Origin of the sequence: Burkholderia sp. Se-20373 (genome assembly GCF_017104705.1) — a bacterium.
In the GTDB taxonomy this organism is placed as follows: domain Bacteria; phylum Pseudomonadota; class Gammaproteobacteria; order Burkholderiales; family Burkholderiaceae; genus Burkholderia.
The window spans coordinates 63,144-82,146 of the sequence record NZ_JAAGPH010000013.1 but is presented as its reverse complement, the minus strand read 5'-3'; the positions used below and the strand labels follow the sequence as shown (position 1 = coordinate 82,146).

Genomic DNA, 19,003 nt, shown 5'->3' with positions numbered 1-19,003 from the left:
CTCGACCGGCCCGAATTCGTCGGCGGGTGGGTCGGGCGCGGTGGCATCGGGCTCGAACAGCACGGCGGTCGGCAACAATGCGCTCGCATCGGGCAACGGCTCCACCGCCATCGGCGTGGGCTCGACGGCATCGGGCAGCAATTCGGCCGCGATCGGCACGGGCAGCAACGACGGCGGGCGCTCGAACGTCGTCGCGGTCGGTTCGGCGGAATCGGCGCGCCAGGTGGTCAACGTCGCGGCCGGTACGCAGGGCACGGATGCGGTGAACGTGAACCAGCTGAACGCGGTGTCGAACCAGTTCACGCAGTCGCTGAACACGGTCAACAACCAGCTCACGCAGATGCAGCAGCAGATCCAGCAGACCGATTCGATGGCACGCGAGGGGATCGCGGCCACCGCCGCGATGGCGTCGATCCCGCACATGGACCGCGACTCGAACTTCGCGATGGGGGTCGGTACGGCGTCGTTCCAGGGGCAGAAGGCGATGGCGGTCGGCGTGCAGGCGCGCGTCACGGAAAACCTGAAGGCGACGTTGAACGGCGGCTTCGCCGGCAGCCAGCGCGTCGTCGGCGCGGGCATGCTGTATCAGTGGAAGTAATCGCGCGCTGCGGTTCGCGCCGGCATGTACCGCCGGGGCGGACCGCGTCGAACGCAAACGCACGCGGATGCGGCTGCGCCGTTGCGCCGCCCGCGCTGCGCCCCTCGCATTTTCGGAGTCCTCACGTGAAAAACATTCATCTTGCACTGCTGGCGTCCGTCGTTTCCCTCGCGGCCTGTTCGAGCGCATCGGGACCGACGTACAACGCATACGAACTTCAGCCCCGCGACGGCATCCGGACGTTCCGTGTCGACTGTCACGGCATCCTGTCGAGCGCCAATACCTGCATGAAGGTCGCGACGCGCATGTGCGGCAACGAGGCCGTGCGCAAGGTCGATTCCACGACGCCGTACCGCGACGGCGCCGATCCGCACTCGATCGTGTTCCAGTGCGGTACGGCACCCGCGCCGGTCGCCGCGGCGGCTGCGCCGGCGCCCGCCGCGGTCGAGAAGGTGAGCCTGACCGGCGATGCGTACTTCGCGACCGACTCCGCCGTGCTGACGTCCGCCGCCACCGCCGCGCTCGACACGTTGCTGAACCAGCAGGGCGACCGGCATTTCTCGCGTGTGGAAGTGGACGGCTATACCGACGCGACCGGCTCGGATGCACACAACCAGGCCCTGTCGAAGCGCCGCGCCGATGCCGTCGCCGGATATCTGCGCGAACACGGGCTGAAAGCGGATTCGGTCGCGGCGACGGGGCATGGAGAAACCAACCCGGCCGCATCGAACGAGACCGCCGAAGGGCGCGCGCGCAATCGCCGGGTGGAAATCTCGCTGCAGAAGTAAGACCTAGCCACCGGCTTGCCGCAGGCGTGGCCGTCGAGAACGGACGGCTCGCCTGCGACAGCCGTGCCGGCCGCGCCGCAGGCAGCCGAGTCGGGCAACGCGTCGCGACCGGCGTGTGCGATGCCGCGGTGGCCTGGAAGACGATGCGGCACGACGGCCCGCGGGCCGGTTGGCCGGCGCCGATGTCGTGGGTTCATCGGCGTCCGCCAACGCGTTGCTGCGCGGGGCGCAAGCGATGCCCGTGTTGCCGCGTGAAAAGGGATGAGTGGGACTGCGACCGGGTGCGGGGCTGCAATTGTCGTGTGGCTGAAACGGGTTCGACTCCAGCGCGGGTCGACAAGCACGAAGGCGCGGAAAGCGACCCGTTGCGGGAGCCATGCGTTTTGTTCATGTCCCAGTTGCAAAACTAGTCTCGCATCTTCGCGTCCGCCCATTTCCACTCCCGTGCAGCCTTGACAAACGCCGCAAGATAATCGACGTCGTCATCCGTCTTGCGCGTGCCGAGGAAAATCTGCTTCGCAATCCCCTTCTTTCCAAGTTGCACGGGTGTAAGCGGCATCCAGCCCGCATATTCTTCCGCGAGCCAGCGAGGCAATGCCGCCACGCCGCGGCCGCTCGCCACCATCTGCAGCATGATGTCGGTCGTCTCGATCACCTTGTGGCGCTTCGGCACCCGGTTCGCGGGCGTGAGGAACTGCGTGTAGATATCGAGCCGGTCCGTTTCGACGGGATACGTGATCAGCACCTCGTGCGTCAGCTGTTCCGGCGTGACATACGCTTCTCCGGCCAGCGGGTGATCGTCGGCAACCACCAGCACCTGCTCGTAATCGAACACCGGCTCAAAATGCAGTTCGGGCTTCTTGAGCGGGTCGGGCGTGACGAGCACGTCGATTTCGTAGCCGATCAACGCACCGATGCCGCCGAACTGGAAGCGCTGCTTCACGTCGACATCGACATCCGGCCAGTGCGCGAGATACGGCGACACCACCTTCAGCAGCCATTGATAGCACGGCGCGCATTCCATGCCGATCCGCAACGTGCCGCGCTCGCCCTGCGCGTACTGCCTCATGCGCTCCTCGGCGAGTTCGAATTGCGGCAGCAACCGGTTCGCGAGGCTCAGCAAGTACTGTCCGGCCTGCGTGAGCCGCATGGTCCGTCCTTCGCGCGCCCACACGGGCGTACCGAGCTGCTGCTCCAGCTTCTTCACCGCATGGCTGAGCGCCGACTGCGTGAGATTGAGCGTATCGGCGGCGGCCGTGAGCGAGCCCTGCCGCTCCACTTCCCGCACAACCATCAGATGATTGCGATCCAGCATCGACCACTCCATGAACGAATTTAATGTTTGCATGAAATAAATCCATTTTTATTCATGCAATGGAAACTATATCATCGCTGTCAGTTACTTTTCTTCCGATGTGAACCGGACACACCGCACCGTGAGCATCGCTCATGGTTGGTTGAAATCGATTCATATCCAGTCGACCATGGCCCCACGTCACATTCGTTCGAATGTCGATATCCGTGAGACTACGGAGCAACGCGTCGGAACAGAAAAGCGAGCAGCATCGGAGCGCATGGAGCAGATGCAGTTTTCATTTCGAAAATCGGGGCGCAAGATCATGACGAGTCAAGAGTTTACATTTTCTGTTAAAAGCGTCGGTTTCGATGAGGACTATCAACCTTCCGACAATACGCGCATCACAACCAATTTTGCGAACCTCGCCAGAGGGAAAAGTCGTCAGGAGAATTTGCGCAATACCTTCAGGATGATCGACAATCGCTTCAATGCGCTGGCGCATTGGGACAATCCTAAAGGCGATCGCTATGCCGTCAAGCTTGAAATCATTTCAGTCGAAATGAATATCGGCGGTGAACGGAGCAGTGCCGCGCTGCCCTTGATCGAAATACTGAAGACGAATATTTTCGATCGAAAAAACAACAAGCACATTGACGGCATCGCGGGAAATAATTTTTCCTCTTATGTGCGAGATTACGATTTCAGTGTGGTCTTGCTGGAGCACAACAGGGATCGGCCCGGCTTCAGCACGCCGGATAACTTTGGCGACCTGCATGGGAATCTGTTCAAGTCCTTCGTGAAGTCGAGCGCCTACAAGGATAATTTCTCGAAACCGCCCGTTATATGCCTGAGCGTTTCGAGTAGCAAGACCTATCACCAGACGGCAAATCGGCACCCCGTGTTGGGTATCGAATACCGGCAGGACGAGTATTCATTGACTGACGAGTATTTCGAAAAAATGGGGATGAAGGTGCGCTATTTCATGCCGCCGAATAGTGTCGCGCCGCTGGCTTTTTATTTTACCGGAGATTTGCTGGATGATTACACCAATCTGGAGCTCATCGGCACCATCAGCACGATGGATACTTTCCAGAAAATTTACCGCCCCGAAATTTACAATGCGAATTCGCCGGCAGGAAAATCCTACCAACCGAGCTTGAAGCATCAGGATTTTTCGCTCACCCGAATTGTTTACGATCGGGACGAGCGCAGCCGGCTCGCTATCGAACAGGGCAGGTTCGTGGAAGAGCAATTCATCAAGCCATACCAGGCCATTCTTGAGCAATGGTCTGTGGACTCCGCTCTTTGACTAAAAAAACGCAAGGTCGTCTACCGTGAAAAAAATTCTACCCACTTCAACCGCCGGCAGTTTGCCTAAACCTTCGTGGCTCGCCCAACCGGAGACACTTTGGTCGCCGTGGAAATTGCAGGACGACGGGTTGATCGAGGGTAAGCAGGATGCGTTGCGCCTGTCGTTGCAAGAGCAACAACATGCGGGCATCGATATCGTCAGTGACGGCGAGCAAACGCGCCAGCATTTCGTGACCACGTTCATCGAGCACCTCAGCGGCGTTGATTTCGAGAACCGCAAGACCGTTCGAATTCGCGATCGCTATGACGCCAGCGTGCCGACGGTCGTGGATGCGGTGGCGAGACAGAAGCCGGTTTTCGTTGAAGATGCCAGGTTCCTGCGCCAGCAAACCAGCCAGCCCATCAAATGGGCGTTGCCGGGGCCGATGACGATGATCGATACGCTGTACGACGATCATTACAAGAGTCGCGAAAAACTGGCCTGGGAGTTCGCAAGGATCCTGAACGAGGAAGCCAGGGAGCTGGAGGCTGCCGGCGTCGATATCATTCAATTTGACGAGCCCGCATTCAATGTCTTCTTCGACGAGGTGAACGATTGGGGCGTCGCGACCCTGGAAAGAGCGATCGAAGGTCTTAAGTGTGAAACCGCCGTGCATATTTGCTATGGCTATGGCATCAAGGCCAACACGGACTGGAAGAAGACGCTGGGGTCGGAGTGGCGACAATACGAGGAAGCCTTCCCCAAGCTGCAAAAATCCAGTATCGACATGGTCTCGCTGGAATGTCACAACTCGCGCGTTCCCATGGATCTGATCGAACTCATTCGGGGCAAGAAGGTGATGGTGGGGGCCATCGATGTGGCGACCGATACCATCGAAACCCCCGAGGAAGTCGCCGCTACGTTGCGAAAGGCACTTCAGTTCGTGGACGCCGACAAGCTCTATCCTTGCACCAACTGCGGCATGGCGCCTTTGTCGCGTGCAGTCGCGCGAGGCAAGCTGAGTGCTTTGAGCGCGGGCGCGGAAATCGTCCGCAAGGAATGCTCGAACTAGTTCCGCGCTGACGTCGGAAGGAGGGGGCGGGGAATTGAAGGCAGTGGGGATTTCAGGGAGTGCGTTGAAACGGCTCCCTGAATCTGTCGGAACGCACCGCCTTGGTATTTCCGGGCCGCACCCACTATTCGGTATCCACCCTGTCATTTTCCAGCACGGCCATCGAGCCTGTGGCCTTTCGCGAGGCGCTCGGCCGCTATGCATCCGGTATCACGGCGATTGCATCACACGTCGATGGCGAGCCGGTCGGCTTCACGTGCCAGTCTTTCACTCAGCGACCGCCGACGATCTGCTTAAGGCGAACTTCGGTCAGGGTTTCACATTCCCTTGCCTGGAGCCGACGGCCGCGGCAATGCGGCTTTGCGCAGCGACGAGTTGATCATCCGTGGTCGCCACCAGCCACAGACGTGCCTGCTCCTCGATTTGGCGGTTGTGATCCTTCAACGGACCCATCGCGGCAGCGGCCTTCCAGACGACCGGCGCGATTCGGCTTTTCCTGCCTGACGGCGCGCCTACCAGCAGGCAGTAAGGACCCAGCGGGAGCGATACAAACGGAAGTGCGGGACTGGCACGCACGCGCCAGTCGATGAAGGGCGTGTCGCCGATGACCAGCGGCGTGGGCAAGCCGTAGAGCACACTGAAATCGTACAGCGCCAGTTGCTCCCGCATGCCGGTGTAAATATGCCGGATGTCGTCGACAACCGCCGCGCGGATCTCGTCATCGAACATGGGTTCCTGCGCGTATCGGGCAAACGCCTTTCGAGCCTCCCATTGATATGCGCTGAACAGGCCGATCTCCACGCAGTCCTGCACTGCGCGCTGGACATCCGCTACAGAACCGGCTTCCTCCGGCGTACCCAACTGCGCAGCCCGCAAAAACCGGGCGAGTCCAGCCTCGTGGACCGCAGGACCCTCCGCAGATGCATCGTCTTCGGCGCCCTTGCCAAGGGGCACATAGATATATTTCTCGGCCGCGAAATGCGACTTCTTGCCCTCATCAAACCGGATTTCGCCCTCTACGCAGTCGAGATAGCGAGTCCCGATTCGACCATGCTCCCAAACCCAATTTTTCAGGAGCGGACGGAGTGGATGCAGTCTGTCGTGATCGGTCATGGAAGCCTCCTGGTTGCCCAGTATAGTTCCAAGTTGTCGACTGTTTCGTGGAGGACATGGCGATCAACCGGTCCACTACAGCCGTTGGAGCTCGCGCAGCCTCAACGGCTGTTCAACCGGATATCAGTGGCCTCGTGCCTACGCGCTGAGCGGCAAGTGCCCAGCGGTTGCAGGCGTTCACGTGTTGGCCGCGGTAGGTCGACTTGACGCTACCTTGCGGACGTTCGGCTGAGGATCTGTATTGAACGTCTGCTGTCAGGCTCGGCGAATTGGCATTTTCGACCCACTCCCGCCAATTACGCCGTTTTGGGGTCAACGGCCGGTAACTGAGTCGTCCGGACACCCAAGCCGACCTTTCGGGGAGAGCAGTTTGGCCCTTGCTGACATCGGTGTATCCGCCTCTGCAAGGCCGCAGGTAGGAGCTTTGCGGACAGTCGCACTGCCGTTTCGTCGAGCGTCGGGTCCAAGTGCAAGCGGATGGGTACTTGCGATCCGCAACGGTCGGTCGCGCTTCACCAAAGCGGACAGGCCAGCAGGTCTAAGTGCCAGCTACACGGTACGCGAAGTGTCAGTTTGCATACAGTGCATCCTCTCCTGCGCGGAACAGGTCATGGTGGCGCCTGAGCTCGTCCGTGGACGGCTGATCATTCGATGCCTCAGGAAAAGCAACGAAGCGCCGCCCGTGGTACTGCGAGTACTCGGTCCCCTCCAGTGTCCGCGAAACGGCCACGCGGCCGTCCGCATCAATGGCGATCAGGTGCAGGTCGAACAGCGTGTGAATGTCGGCACGCAACAGCAGCCCGTTCGACGTGGCGTAGTCCGTTTTGAGCGCGTGCGGCACGATGTGAGCAGCCTCAAGAAGTGGCGTGACCGTTGAGCCCGTGATCGCACAGGTGCCACCATAGGCGCGCCGGAGACGATTGCGGAAATCGGCTTGACCACGCCGCGTCTTGATGTTGACGAATTGTCGGTTCTCGTTATCCAAACCATCATCGCCGACGTCATCTGCTAACGTGATGGTTTCGAGTGGTACAACGCGTCGTAGCTCTACGTACTGGTGATCGAAGTCGTGATTCGACTTTTCCCATCCGGCGCGCATCCAGGCTGCAGGAATTGGTTGGGTCTTAGTGCTGCTCAGGTACTGCTTCGGGTGCACGTAAGCGGAAGCAGGCAATTCGTGCGGGGCAATTAGCTCGTTTATTTCGCCAAAAGTGAGCCTAACGGTGTCGCGGGGCAGGCTGCGCAGATGCGCTTCGAGTGCGTCGTATTTCGCCATCGTGCTTGTGTTCCAGAAATGGATTCTTGTTGGTTGCCGTCGGCGACCGTTCCTTCGTCAGCGCCTAGCCTCCCGCAGTTCGCTGGCGATCTGCGCGTGACGCTCCAGATGCTTGGGATGCGGTCGCGATGCAGTATCTGTCGGCGAACGCAGCCCCTTCCCATGAAGCTTTCCGTACTCCGTACACTGCAAGGCGTTCGCGACTTCGACCTTCATTTCTCGATTGACCCACAAGAGACCCAGATCGAAGAGCGTGTGAATGTCTGCGCGCAGCAATAACCCGTTATCGCACCGGTTCGTGTCGCCGCCCTTATACGGGATGATGTGGGCCGCCTCGAGTACATCCTCTATGGTGCAGCCCGTGACGGCACACCGCTTCTCATAGGCATTGAGCAGGGCCTTTCTGAACTTCCCTTGCCCGCGGCGCAGAAACACCGCACGCAGTTCGCGCTCGCGCGCATCGTCCTCGGATATGATCGGCTCGGCGAGTTCCTGGGCTGCCGCCTGTTCGGCGCGGTCGATCGCCTCTCGGGGTGTTCGCTTGCCGAGGCTCGTGGGTACTTTGTGCGACCCGCGCCCGGCGGGGCCGCGTGACGGGGGCGCCGTCCGGTCTCGCGAAAAGGTCGCCGTCGTGCGCAGGAACGCTTCCAATTCATCGAGGCTAGTGTCTGCCGCCACTGGGAATTCCAGCGCGTAATAATCATTGCCACGCGCGTCCTTCAGCGTCTTGCTGATCCCGGGGCCTTTTCTCGTGCGCTTCGTGAACACAGTGAAGCGGACAACCACGTGTTTTTGCCGGGCGAAGAGCTGGACGTGCTGGAAGTGCTGTTCTGCTTCGATCGGGTCAAACCGGTACTCCACGAAGTTCGCGGCCCGGTTGATATAGCCTTGGTAGCCGCCCTCATAGCGGCCATCCATGAGCTTGATGATTCGCCTGAGGTTGCGGGCCGCATCCGGGTGCATTCGCATCCATCGCTCGGCGTTCGGACAGGTCTTCACGTTTTCGCTTCTTTTTGGTTTTGCCATTGATTTTCCCCGATGCACGAGCTGCCGTCCGGCGGCTCGATGCCGTCACCGTCAAAACCCGCCGCTTGTTGACGTACAACCCAGGCCGCACCAATGTGTGCATATACCAATGATGCGATGCCCGCTCTCGGCGATCAAGTGACCGCTTGCGGAGTGGAGCGGCCGTTTTAATGTCCAAGCGCCCCTTGGAATGAAGGTCTCTTCATGGCCGACTACAGCCCGACGGTGAGCCGTTGTCGGATGCCGGCGTCGAACGGACTGCATCCGGCGGAAGCCGACCCTAAGCGATCATCTGGGTCGGCGCCGCAGTAATGGCCGCCTCAAAACTCAAGCGGCCAGTCGCTCGAGCAGCCCAATGTATCTAGTTGCACTGCGCCGATCTACTGATGTGCGATTGTTTCGCGGCCAGGAGCCGGCTTACATGGCGACCAAGTATCGGCGGCTTGGCCGATGGAAAACGCACGGCGCCCTCGTGCGGCGATCTTGTACGGTATCTGCATGCACTCCTGAACCTCCGAGACTAGCTGACGAGCGTTCGAATCCCAAGCGAAGCGACGGCCTGCTTCACGTCCGAGTTCGCGGTACGCCCAGAAGAAATAGCTACTTGCCCGCAGCGTCATCCCAACCGTGTCGATTTGTGGAAAGAGCATATAACCGTCGTCCTTGTCTACAACGCTCGAGTTTTCCCCGTAAAACATGGTGAGGAAGCAAGAGGCATCGTTAATCGACTCTTCGCATTTCTGACTATTCAGTGCGGCTTTGTACTTTAACTGGTCCCAAGCAAGCTTGATATACCAGATTTGAATCGGCCTTTCATTGTCGGGCGCGGCATCACGTCGAATTTCTCCATGCATCACCGGATTGAACCACTCAGATGTGTTATAGCCCCTCTTGACGCCGCTCCGAGCCGGATTACAAACGTCTGCCAGCTTTCGTAGATTGTCAACGGAAAGCGTTTGACCTTCTTTAGCCAGTGCTTCTCTCACTCGACACAGCGATGTCAGTTCTCCTGCTGGATCCTGTTCACCGTCGACAACAATGATATTAGGTACCCCGCGACGGACCAAGCTATATAGACCAAGGTTGTCTTCACTGCCGCCATCGCTCAAGTGGACGGGTTTTTCCGACAACTGCGGTAGGTTGATATCCTTGCCCCATGTTGCAGCGCCAGGCACTACGAGATTTGCGAGATGTAGCAAACGTTCGTTGTCTGATCCGACTGTCGCCCCCTGCGCGTCCATGAATGCCGCAGAAAGGCGAACTGCTGTCAAGATATCTACCGGCATTTGTCCGCGGGTGAAGCCTGTAACGTCGCTGCCGTACGAGAACGGCGTCATCTCGAAGATCGTTTGCGGTGTGGGGTCCAACGTCGCCTTTCCGGTTTTTGCGTTAAGAACCCACAGCGGAACTGAGTCGCCCTTCCGTGTGTATTCCTGCAACTGCGCGATTGACGTCAACCGATCTCCCGGAGCCCTCTTCCAATCGTATTCAATTTCGACTCCGCGAGAATCAAGATTCAATGCGGGCCGGGGAATAGGATTCGTCCCCCACACTCGTTCGATTCCTTCCTCGTACCAAGTCCCAATCGTCTCGTGGTCGCCGCCCCAAAATCGCGTCGCCTGCCCGAGTAACTTCAACGTGCGGCGTAATGTTAAGGTATCTTCGATGCTTTTTCGCTGCGGGTCTCCTGTAATCGTAGAAGGCCGCTCGACAAAAAGGTTTGGAAATCTTGCGAGATACGCTTGCCATCTGTAAGGATCATCCGGCAGATAGTGAACGGAGTTATCCGCCCCACAAATATTCCGAAGCCGTCTGTCCGCAGCGTGAGCCTGCGATGTCGCAATTGCTTGTAAGGGAGCCTGTCCCGCACCGCCGTTTGCCAGCCAAGCCGGAAAACAGTCAGCGAATATGGCACGATAGTCACGGCCCTCAGAAGCGGCTGAAAAGCGGTGCGTGAAATACCAGTAAGCCGCGTAACCGCCACCTGAAACCGAAGAGATGATTTCAATGTGTTCAAGCAGGTGGGCATCGTTAAGTCCCTGTAGGACCCCGTGAACGAAATATCCCGCCCTCGTTCCTCCACCAGATAGCGCTAGGCCGATTTGGGGAGCCGCCTTGCCCGGGTGTTCGAAGGAAAAGAATAATGCGCGCTGTTCAGGGCTTGCAGTGGATATCGGGGGCGGGCAGAAGCGTTCTGGAGAAGTGCCGCTCTGACATGCGGCAAAACTGGAACGAAAGACAACAAGACCAATGACGCATAGCAAGTCCCACTTCATAGCAATCTCCTCCCATCGGATCGGTCCCGCGCACCATATATCACGTTAGCTTAAGTTTTGCAGCTTAACGAGGTTAGATATGGAGAATAAAGACGCCGATTATCTGCTTACCGCAGAGACACTATCGTAAACCGGACTGGCTGCTTCCCGGAGAGAAACGGACGCGTGAATGTCCCAGCTAAGCGGCAACTGAATGGCGCTTCATGGCCGAATGCCGCCCGATGTGAAGGGCGGCACCCCATGTCTGGCCGCGAGCGCCGCCCGCCGGACAACGGTCCCGAAATCTCGCGAAACTTTCATCGATATTGACCCATGGCAATCGCGTGCTCGAGGTTGTCGGCGAATTTCAGGCACTCGCCCCTATGGTCGGGTGCCTGAAATTCGCGGCCGCTCACCCGTCGCCCCCACACGTTTGATTCGCCGCAAGCGCGCCGTAATCGCTGCTCACGGGCTTGCAATGGCGAGTACACTGAACATGCCCTAGAAACAGGAGAAAGCGATGATCGACGCTGGCCCCCAAAGCACCTTCCGAGGGCTGCCGCTGACCGTGGAGCAGGACGCGGAAGTGAGGCACTACATCAAGGATCGGACGCGGCGTGGGCTGCCGTGGGACACGCCGGAGCTAAGCGCGATGCTCAGGGACATGTTGAATCCCCCGGGCGACGGTGATGGCGATGGCGATCGCGAAGGCGACGGCGATTTCACCTCCCCGGCAGACGAAGCCAGAGCCGCCGCCGAGCGCGCGACGGCCTCGGTCGACGAAGCGATGGACCCCATCGAGGCGAATGAGGAGTGGCATGCGGCCATGGAGTCGGAGGGCATGAAAGGGCCCAGGCGATAACAGCGGAGCAGTGACGCTCCGAATTCCCGCAGCGCCGCATACGAGCAGTGCGCGCCGGATGGCAGGCGTTTCAGGGAAGGCGCGTAGCGTCGGACCGTACACAGCGGAGCTGCCGACGCGCACGGCGATCGCCTCCTGAGAACCCCGACACGCCATCCATCCGGTGTCAGGTCAAGCCCATCGCGCCACTCCTATCGCGTGGCGCCAGCCGAACTGCGAGCCGCATCTCGTCGCAGGGCGCCCGGCAGCGGGCGCCCTGTCAGTGCCTGATCACGCAGACGGCGACGATTTCGTATCCAGGGTCGGCATGCACGTGTGCCGCCTTTTCCGCTTCCTCATACGAACCGAACGACGTGGCATCCTCAACCGCCGGCGCCATGCCGATATCGCCATCCTCGGCGGTGCAAAGGAACTGCTCGCCGGTCTTCACGACGTAGACGGACAACATGATTCCCTCCATCGTGTGCAGGGGGAATTCCAGTCTAGCAGGCGAGAAAAGGGGCGCAGGTGGTTCGCCGAGTCCTTTTCGCGAGGGCGGCGACAGGACCGAAAAGCCGTGCACAATACCCGCATGCAAAATCCAGACCTCGAACAGCTCGTTACCGTCACCATGCCCTTCGGGAAATACAAAGGCCGGCTGATTGCCGACCTGCCCGGGCCTTACCTCAACTGGCTGGCGCGCGAAGGGTTTCCGCGCGGCGAAATCGGCCGGCAGCTCGCGCTGATGCACGAGATCGACCACAACGGCCTGCGGGACTTGCTGGCGCCGCTGCGCAAACGCGGATAGCGCCCCTCGGGGGCGAATGTCCCGGGCCCCCGGATCGATCGACCGCGAACATCACCGCGCTTCACCCCACTTGCCACGCGCGCCGAATGCTCGCATGCGACCCCATCCGCGGCTCGCATGCCCCTGGCGTGTTGCCGATGCTGACATAGAATAGAAAACAGTCCCTTGGCCGCGTTGATGGCAAGAAAAGGGGGGCAACATGAGACGCCTTTATTTCCTCGTACCCGATACCCAGATGGCGAAGGCCATCGTCGATGATCTATTGCGCGCGCGTATCGTCTGGCGCCATATCCACGTTCTCGCCGACCACAGCGTCACACTCGATCAGTTACCCGAAGCATCGTTGCTGCAAAGCAGCGACGTCGTGCATGCGCTCGAGCGCGGCGTCGCGCTCGGCGGCGCGGCCGGCGCGCTGATCGGCCTCGTCGCGCTCGTCTTTCCGCCGGCGGAGCTCGTGATCGCGGGCGGCGCCGTCGTCGGCCTGACGCTGGCCGGTGCGGGTTTCGGGGCGTGGACCGCGGCGATGATCGGCATCGCCGAGCCGAACGCGCGACTCCAGCGATTTCGCGAGGCGATCCAGGCAGGCCAGATCCTGATCATGGCCGACGTGCCGGCATTGCGAGAGCAGGAAATCGAAGAGATGGTCGCTCAGCATTTTCCGAAGGCGGACCTGGAAGGTGCCGAACCGACGTCACCGATCTTCCCCTGACGCGCGACAGCAAGCCGGCCTGCCCGACACCCGGGTTCATCGACGCGTTTCGTCGAGCGCACGGCCGCGACCGCGGGCCGCGCGTGGAGCGGGTCGTGCACACGTTGCGCAGGCAACCCTGTCCGCGATGCCGAATCGCGCAAGAGACGCAGGCCCGACACGTGTGACGCCTTCGGAACCGAAGTGCCGACGTCGAACCGTCGGCAAGGAGGTCGTATGGAACTGCACATTCAATCGCACCATTGGGCGCGTCGTACGCCCGACTGGGTCGCCGCTGCCGTGGCCGGCCTCGCGGGCGGCGCGCTGGTGATCGCGCTGGAATTCGTCTGGTCGACGCTGGTGCTCGGCTCGAGCCCGTGGCAACCGACCCACAAGATCGCGGCGATGGTGATGGGCCGCAGCGCGCTCGGCCAGATGACGCAATTCAACCTCGAGATCGTGGCGATGGCGCTGCTGCTGCACTACGTGCTCGGCGCGATCATGGGGATGATGCTCGCCGCGATCATGGCGCCCTTCCGCTTCGATTCGAGCGTGGGCATGGAAGCCGTCATCGGGCTGGCGTTCGGGATCGTCGCGTATGGGTGGAACTTCTACGTGATGACGGCCGTGTTCCCGTGGTTCGTCTCCGAGCGCGGTTCAGGGCCCTTGCTGGCCAACCTGTTGTTCGGCGTGGTGGCGGCCATCACCTACGGCAGGCTGGAGCGATTGCGCAAGCAGAACGTGGACGACTGACCCATCGCGTCTCCGGCCGCGCCGCGCTTGAACACGCGGCGCCCGCGGGCGACACGGAACCGGGTGCCGGCGGCGCCGGCGAGTGAGATGCAGCGAGGCGGCCCATGGCCCTTGCGATTGCCCTGGTCCTGATCATCGTGTTGGCGGTGGGGTTTCACTTTGCCAGTCCGTGGTGGATCACGCCGATCGCGTCGAACTGGGTGCGCATGGACGACATGCTGACGATCACGCTCGTCATCACCGGCGCATTCTTCATCGCCATCAACCTGTTCATCGTGGTCGCCCTGGTGCGCTATCGCCACCGCAGCGGGCATCGTGCGGCCTACGAACCGCACAACCGGAAACTGGAATGGTGGCTGATCGGCCTGACCATCGTCGGCGTCGCGGCGTTGCTGGCGCCGGGCCTGTTCGTCTACGCGGACTACATCCGGCCGCCGCGCAACGCGCTGCAGATGGAGGTGCTCGGCCAGCAATGGCAATGGCGTTTCCGCTTCGCCGGGCCCGGCGGCAAGCTGGGCACGACCGACGTGCGCTACATCAGCAACGACAACCCGTTCGGCCTGAACCCCGCCGACCCGAACGGCCGTGACAACTACCTGATCGACGGTCCCGAGGTGCACCTGCCGCTCAACCGGCCGGTCCAGGTCCTGACCCGGTCGCGCGACGTGCTGCACGATTTCTACGTTCCGCCGTTCCGCGCGCGGATGAACATGGTGCCGGGCATGGTGACCACCTTCTGGTTCACGCCGACCCAGGCAGGGCGCTACGACATCCTGTGCGCGCAGCTCTGCGGGATCGGGCATGCCGGCATGCGCGGCGTGGTGGTGGTGGAAGACGAAGCCGCGTTCTCGCGCTGGCTGGCGCGGCAGACCACGTTCGCGCAGCAGCAGATGGCCCACGTGCAGGCCGCACCGGCCGCCGCGGGCGGCAGCGCGCAGGCGCTGGCCACCCTGGGCAAGACGCTCGCGGCGGCCAAGGGCTGCGTCGCCTGCCATACCGTGGACGGCAGCCCGCTCGTCGGCCCGACCTGGAAGGGCCTGTACGGCAAGACCGAAACGATGGCCGACGGCAGCACCGCGAAGGTGGACGACGCCTATTTGCGCGCGTTCATCCGCAACCCGACGGCCCGCGTCGTGAAGGGCTTCTCGCCGATCATGCCGCACTTCGACCTGAGCGAGCAGGAACTGAGCGCGCTGGTGGCCTATATCGAGGCGCAAGGCGGGACGCCCGCCAGCACCGCGGCGCAGCCCTAGCGGAACGGGCGAAGCAGACGGAGCAGACGCCATGACCTACGCGCACACCGACCACGGTCCGCACAGCTTCTGGACCCGCTATGTGTGGAGCCAGGACCACAAGGTCATCGCCGTGCAGTACGCGCTGACGGCCATCGCCATCGGCCTGGTCGGCCTCGTCCTGTCGGACCTGATGCGGCTGCAGCTCGGCTTTCCGGGCAAGTTCGGGTTCATCGACGCGAACCACTACTACCAGTTCGTCACGATGCACGGGATGATCATGGTGATCTACCTGCTGACGGCGCTGTTCCTGGGCGGCTTCGGCAACTACCTGATTCCGCTGATGCTCGGCGCGCGCGACATGGTGTTCCCGTTTCTCAACATGCTGAGCTACTGGGTCTACCTGCTGGCCGTGCTGGTGCTGGCGGCGAGCTTCTTCGTGCCGGGCGGGCCGACCGGCGCGGGCTGGACGCTGTATCCGCCGCAGGCGATCCTGCCGGGCACGCCGGGCGTGGAGTGGGGCATCGTGCTGATGCTCGTGTCGCTGGCGATCTTCATCGTCGCGGCCACGATGGGCGGCCTGAACTACGTGACCACCACGCTGCAGGCGCGCACGCGCGGCATGACGCTGATGCGCATGCCGCTCACGGTGTGGGGCATCTTCATCGCGACCATCATGGCGCTGCTGGCGTTTCCGGCGCTGTTCGTGTCGGCGGTGATGATGCTGTTCGACCGGACGCTCGGCACCAGTTTCTTCGTCCCGGCCGTGGTGTCGATGGGGCAGACGCTCAAGCACGCCGGCGGCAGCCCGCTGCTGTTCCAGCACCTGTTCTGGTTCTTCGGGCATCCGGAGGTCTACATCGTCGCGCTGCCGGCCTTCGGCATCGCGTCGGATCTCATCAGCACGCACGCGCGCAAGAGCATCTTCGGCTACCGGATGATGGTGTGGGCGATCGTGATCATCGGCGCGCTGAGCTTCGTGGTCTGGGCGCACCACATGTTCATCGCGGGCATGAATCCGTACTTCGGCTTCTTCTTCGCCACCACGACGCTCATCATCGCCGTCCCGACCGCCCTCAAGGTCTACAACTGGGTGCTGACGCTGTGGCGCGGCGATATCCACCTGACCGTGCCGATGCTGTTCGCGATCGGCTTCATCAGCACCTTCGTGCTGGGCGGGCTCACCGGGCTGTACCTCGGCAACGTGAGCGTGGACATCCCGCTGTCGAACACGTATTTCGTGGTCGCGCACTTCCATATGGTGATGGCCGTGTCGCCGATCCTCGTGGTGTTCGGCGGCCTGTATCACTGGTATCCGAAGGTGACGGGCCGCCTGCTCGACGACACGCTCGGGCGCGCGCACTTCTGGATCACCTTCGTCGGCACCTATGCGATCTATTTCCCGATGCACTATCTCGGCATCCTCGGCATGCCGCGGCGGTATTACGCGTATCAGGGCTTCAGCTTCATTCCGCATTCGGCGCAGATGCTCAACACGTTCATCACGATCGTTGCGCTGGTCGTCGCGGCGGCACAGCTGCTGTTCCTGTTCAATCTCGCGTGGAGCCTCCGCCACGGGCGGCGTGCGGACGGCAACCCGTGGCGGGCCACCACGCTCGAATGGCAGACGCCGCACACGCCGCCCGTGCACGGCAACTGGGGGCCGACGCTTCCCGTCGTCTACCGCTGGGCATACGAATACAGTCCGCCGGGGCAGGAGGAAGACTTCGTGCCGCAGAATCAGCCGCCGGCGACGGCGCCTGAACCCAAGGCGCCCCATCCGACGCTGCACCCGGGCGAGGCACCCGAATGACCACGCTGCCGCGCCCCTTCGTTCCCGATGCGCCACCCGGCTTGCCGAATGCGGGCCGCACGGGCCTGACCGTGTTCATGGCGGTGGCGACGACGTTGTTCTCGCTGCTGCTGTTCGCCTATGCGATGCGCATGCGCGAACCCGACTGGCAACCGATCCCGCATCCGGCGCTGCTATGGTGGAATACCGGCGCGCTGGCGCTGGCCAGCCTCGCGATGCAGCGCGCCCGGCGGATCGGCCCGTACCGCACGGCGTGGCTGGTAGCCGGCGGCGTGCTGGCGGCCGCGTTCGTGATCGGGCAACTGGTTGCGTGGCACATGCTGTCGGCAGCCGGGGAGACCGTCACCGTCAATCCGTCCAACAGCTTCCTCTACCTGCTCACCGGCCTGCACGGATTGCATGTGCTGGGCGGGCTGGCGGCGTGGGCCGTGACGATCGCGCAGCTCCGGCGCGCGGATCCGTTCCGGGCCCAGCGGGCCATCGCGCTGTGCGCGCGCTACTGGCATTTCCTGCTCGCGGTCTGGCTCGTGCTGCTGGCGGCGATGTGGTGGTTGACCCCCGGGATCGTCGCCGCCGTCTGCGGGCCGCTGTACGGAGCCGCGCCATGACCGCGCCCACCTTCCACACCGAATCCGCGGCCGAATCGCCCGCGGGCCCGCCCGCCGACGCGCGGCCCGACGGCTGGCGCGGCATCGTCACGGACTGGTCGTCCGACCGCGAAGCCTTCAGGGTGCCGTGGGGCAAGGCGATGATGTGGATCTTCCTGCTGTCGGACACCTTCGTCTTCAGCAGCTTCCTGATCGGCTACATGACGGTGCGCATGTCGACCACGGCGCCGTGGCCCGATACCGCGAAAGTGTTCGGGCTCAGCGTGGGCGGCGTCGAAGTGCCGTTGCTGCTGATTGCGATCATGACGTTCACGCTGATCAGCAGCAGCGGCACGATGGCGATGGCCGTCAACTTCGGCTACCGGCGCAACGCACGGCCCGCCGCCGCGCTGTTGCTGGCCACCGCGCTGCTGGGCGCGATCTTCGTGTCGCTGCAGGCGTTCGAATGGAGCAACCTGATCTTCCGCGAAGGCATCCGCCCGTGGGGGAACCCGCTGGGCGCGGCGCAGTTCGGCGCGTGCTTCTTCACGATCACCGGGTTCCACGGCTTTCACGTGACCTGCGGCGTGATCTACCTGCTGCTGATCGCGCGCAAGATCCTGCAGCCGGGGTTCACCGAGCACGGCAACTTCCAGATCGTCGAGATCGCCGGGCTGTACTGGCACTTCGTCGACCTGGTGTGGGTGTTCATCTTCGCGCTGTTCTATTTGTGGTGAGGCAGCCATGGAGCATACCGATCCCGCCGATCGACCCGACGCCGCGCACGGCCAGCAGCATCCGATCGGCCTCTACCTGAAGATCTGGGGCCTGCTGTTCGTGCTGAGCACGCTCTCGTACCTGGTCGACTACTTCAACGTGCAGGGCCTGATGCGCTGGGTGCTGATCGTCGTGCTGATGATCGCGAAGGCCGGGCTGATCGTGTCGATCTTCATGCACATGATGTGGGAGCGGCTGGCGCTCGTGTACGCGATCCTGATCCCGCCGCTGAGCCTGCTGGTGCTCATGGTGCTGATGGCGGCGGAAGCGCATCACACGTTCGGGATGCGGGCGTTGTTCTTTCGCTGATTCCGTCGTCGAGCGTGCGTCGGCGTGATGGGCGCGATACGTACGCGATCGACGGGCGCTGTTTCGGCGCGGGCGGCGTTTCGTCATCGGGACATGGCGCATTCCGGACATCCGTTCACGCGAACCTGAAGGGGGCAACCATGAAATTTTCACGCCGACGTTTCATTGCAGTCACCACCGTGCTCGCTTCCGCGCTCGCCGTTGGACGCCGCGCGACGGCGGCGGATGCCGGGGCCGGTGTCGTGCAGGAAGCCGATGCCAATGCGCAGGCGCTCGGCTACAAGGCGGATGCCGGCCGGGTCGATCATGCGAAGTACCCGAAATTCCAGGCAGGCGAGGCCTGTGCGAATTGCCAGTTCTTCCAGGGCAAGGCCGGCGCCACGACGGGAGCGTGCGCGATTTTCGGCGGCAAGCAGGTGAGTGCGAAAGGCTGGTGCAACAGTTATACGAAGAAGGCGTAGCAAGGGAGGGATGGGCTG

General features: G+C 62.1%; 20 protein-coding genes and 1 pseudogene. 15 read left to right on the top strand and 6 right to left on the bottom strand.

The features are described from left to right. Positions 1-45: 45 nt before the first annotated feature. From G3N96_RS39845 to G3N96_RS07470, 3 genes and pseudogenes are all read left to right on the top strand, one after another. Positions 46-129: pseudogene (locus G3N96_RS39845) on the top strand (hypothetical protein); the annotation flags it as partial. Beyond that, positions 116-598, top strand: coding sequence for a YadA-like family protein (locus tag G3N96_RS39840; protein ID WP_346778882.1), 483 nt, complete (start codon positions 116-118; stop codon positions 596-598). The pseudogene G3N96_RS39845 and the gene G3N96_RS39840, both read left to right, overlap by 14 nt. Positions 599-723: 125 nt before the next feature. Then, the gene (locus G3N96_RS07470) at positions 724-1,386 is read left to right on the top strand and encodes an OmpA family protein (protein WP_206136814.1); all 663 of its coding nucleotides are present in this window, start codon (positions 724-726) and stop codon (positions 1,384-1,386) included. 406 nt (positions 1,387-1,792) lie between these two features. Here G3N96_RS07470 and G3N96_RS07465 read toward each other — a convergent pair whose 3' ends face one another. Continuing rightward, positions 1,793-2,701, bottom strand: coding sequence for a LysR family transcriptional regulator (locus G3N96_RS07465; protein ID WP_089430136.1), 909 nt, complete (start codon positions 2,699-2,701; stop codon positions 1,793-1,795). Positions 2,702-3,005: 304 nt separating this feature from the next. On the opposite strand from G3N96_RS07465, the gene G3N96_RS07460 reads away from it, so the two are divergent. Continuing rightward, positions 3,006-3,992 carry a DUF1852 domain-containing protein gene (locus G3N96_RS07460; RefSeq protein ID WP_206136818.1) on the top strand — a complete coding sequence of 329 codons (987 nt, stop codon included), beginning with the start codon at positions 3,006-3,008 and terminating at the stop codon, positions 3,990-3,992. 25 nt (positions 3,993-4,017) lie between these two features. Further along, entirely contained in the window at positions 4,018-5,046 is a 1,029-nt protein-coding gene (locus G3N96_RS07455; RefSeq protein ID WP_124579114.1) for a methionine synthase, read from the top strand. A 309-nt stretch (positions 5,047-5,355) separates the two neighbouring features. On the opposite strand, the gene G3N96_RS07450 is transcribed toward G3N96_RS07455, so the two are convergent. The 4 genes from G3N96_RS07450 to G3N96_RS07435 all read right to left on the bottom strand — a co-directional run bounded on the left by G3N96_RS07450 (position 5,356) and on the right by G3N96_RS07435 (position 10,737). Continuing rightward, positions 5,356-6,159, bottom strand: coding sequence for a hypothetical protein (locus G3N96_RS07450; protein ID WP_206136813.1), 804 nt, complete (start codon positions 6,157-6,159; stop codon positions 5,356-5,358). Between the two features lie 568 nt (positions 6,160-6,727). Then, positions 6,728-7,435 carry an HNH endonuclease gene (locus G3N96_RS07445; protein ID WP_206136812.1) on the bottom strand — a complete coding sequence of 236 codons (708 nt, stop codon included), beginning with the start codon at positions 7,433-7,435 and terminating at the stop codon, positions 6,728-6,730. A 57-nt stretch (positions 7,436-7,492) separates the two neighbouring features. Further along, on the bottom strand, positions 7,493-8,461 hold the full coding sequence (locus tag G3N96_RS07440; protein WP_206136811.1) for an HNH endonuclease: 969 nt from the start codon (positions 8,459-8,461) through the stop codon (positions 7,493-7,495). A 380-nt stretch (positions 8,462-8,841) separates the two neighbouring features. Further along, the gene (locus G3N96_RS07435; protein WP_206136810.1) at positions 8,842-10,737 is read right to left on the bottom strand and encodes a patatin-like phospholipase family protein; all 1,896 of its coding nucleotides are present in this window, start codon (positions 10,735-10,737) and stop codon (positions 8,842-8,844) included. A 499-nt stretch (positions 10,738-11,236) separates the two neighbouring features. Between G3N96_RS07435 and G3N96_RS07430 the strand changes: the two genes are divergently transcribed. After that, complete coding sequence (locus G3N96_RS07430) at positions 11,237-11,578, top strand: hypothetical protein (RefSeq protein WP_206136809.1); 342 nt, start codon at positions 11,237-11,239, stop codon at positions 11,576-11,578. Between the two features lie 259 nt (positions 11,579-11,837). Here G3N96_RS07430 and G3N96_RS07425 read toward each other — a convergent pair whose 3' ends face one another. Further along, positions 11,838-12,026: a hypothetical protein gene (locus G3N96_RS07425; protein ID WP_069250279.1), complete on the bottom strand. Its 189-nt coding sequence runs from the start codon at positions 12,024-12,026 to the stop codon at positions 11,838-11,840. Positions 12,027-12,149: 123 nt separating this feature from the next. On the opposite strand from G3N96_RS07425, the gene G3N96_RS07420 reads away from it, so the two are divergent. From G3N96_RS07420 to G3N96_RS07380, 9 genes are all read left to right on the top strand, one after another. Next, on the top strand, positions 12,150-12,365 hold the full coding sequence (locus G3N96_RS07420) for a DUF3820 family protein (RefSeq protein ID WP_089444396.1): 216 nt from the start codon (positions 12,150-12,152) through the stop codon (positions 12,363-12,365). A gap of 199 nt (positions 12,366-12,564) precedes the next feature. Further along, positions 12,565-13,074 (top strand): DUF1269 domain-containing protein, encoded by a 510-nt coding sequence (locus G3N96_RS07415; protein WP_089429798.1) that lies wholly within the window; start codon positions 12,565-12,567, stop codon positions 13,072-13,074. A gap of 216 nt (positions 13,075-13,290) precedes the next feature. Further along, the gene (locus G3N96_RS07410; RefSeq protein WP_089444395.1) at positions 13,291-13,806 is read left to right on the top strand and encodes a hypothetical protein; all 516 of its coding nucleotides are present in this window, start codon (positions 13,291-13,293) and stop codon (positions 13,804-13,806) included. 104 nt (positions 13,807-13,910) lie between these two features. Next, positions 13,911-15,059: a c-type cytochrome gene (locus G3N96_RS07405; protein ID WP_206136808.1), complete on the top strand. Its 1,149-nt coding sequence runs from the start codon at positions 13,911-13,913 to the stop codon at positions 15,057-15,059. Between the two features lie 31 nt (positions 15,060-15,090). Then, on the top strand, positions 15,091-16,851 hold the full coding sequence (ctaD, locus tag G3N96_RS07400; protein ID WP_206136807.1) for a cytochrome c oxidase subunit I: 1,761 nt from the start codon (positions 15,091-15,093) through the stop codon (positions 16,849-16,851). Then, on the top strand, positions 16,848-17,459 hold the full coding sequence (locus G3N96_RS07395) for a cytochrome c oxidase subunit 3 (protein ID WP_206136806.1): 612 nt from the start codon (positions 16,848-16,850) through the stop codon (positions 17,457-17,459). The genes ctaD and G3N96_RS07395 overlap by 4 nt, the downstream gene beginning before the upstream one ends. After that, positions 17,456-18,175, top strand: coding sequence for a heme-copper oxidase subunit III family protein (locus G3N96_RS07390; protein ID WP_206136805.1), 720 nt, complete (start codon positions 17,456-17,458; stop codon positions 18,173-18,175). The genes G3N96_RS07395 and G3N96_RS07390 overlap by 4 nt, the downstream gene beginning before the upstream one ends. Positions 18,176-18,182: 7 nt before the next feature. Continuing rightward, entirely contained in the window at positions 18,183-18,524 is a 342-nt protein-coding gene (locus tag G3N96_RS07385; protein ID WP_206136804.1) for a cytochrome C oxidase subunit IV family protein, read from the top strand. A 140-nt stretch (positions 18,525-18,664) separates the two neighbouring features. Then, positions 18,665-18,985, top strand: coding sequence for a high-potential iron-sulfur protein (locus tag G3N96_RS07380; RefSeq protein WP_124581017.1), 321 nt, complete (start codon positions 18,665-18,667; stop codon positions 18,983-18,985). Positions 18,986-19,003: the final 18 nt, after the last annotated feature.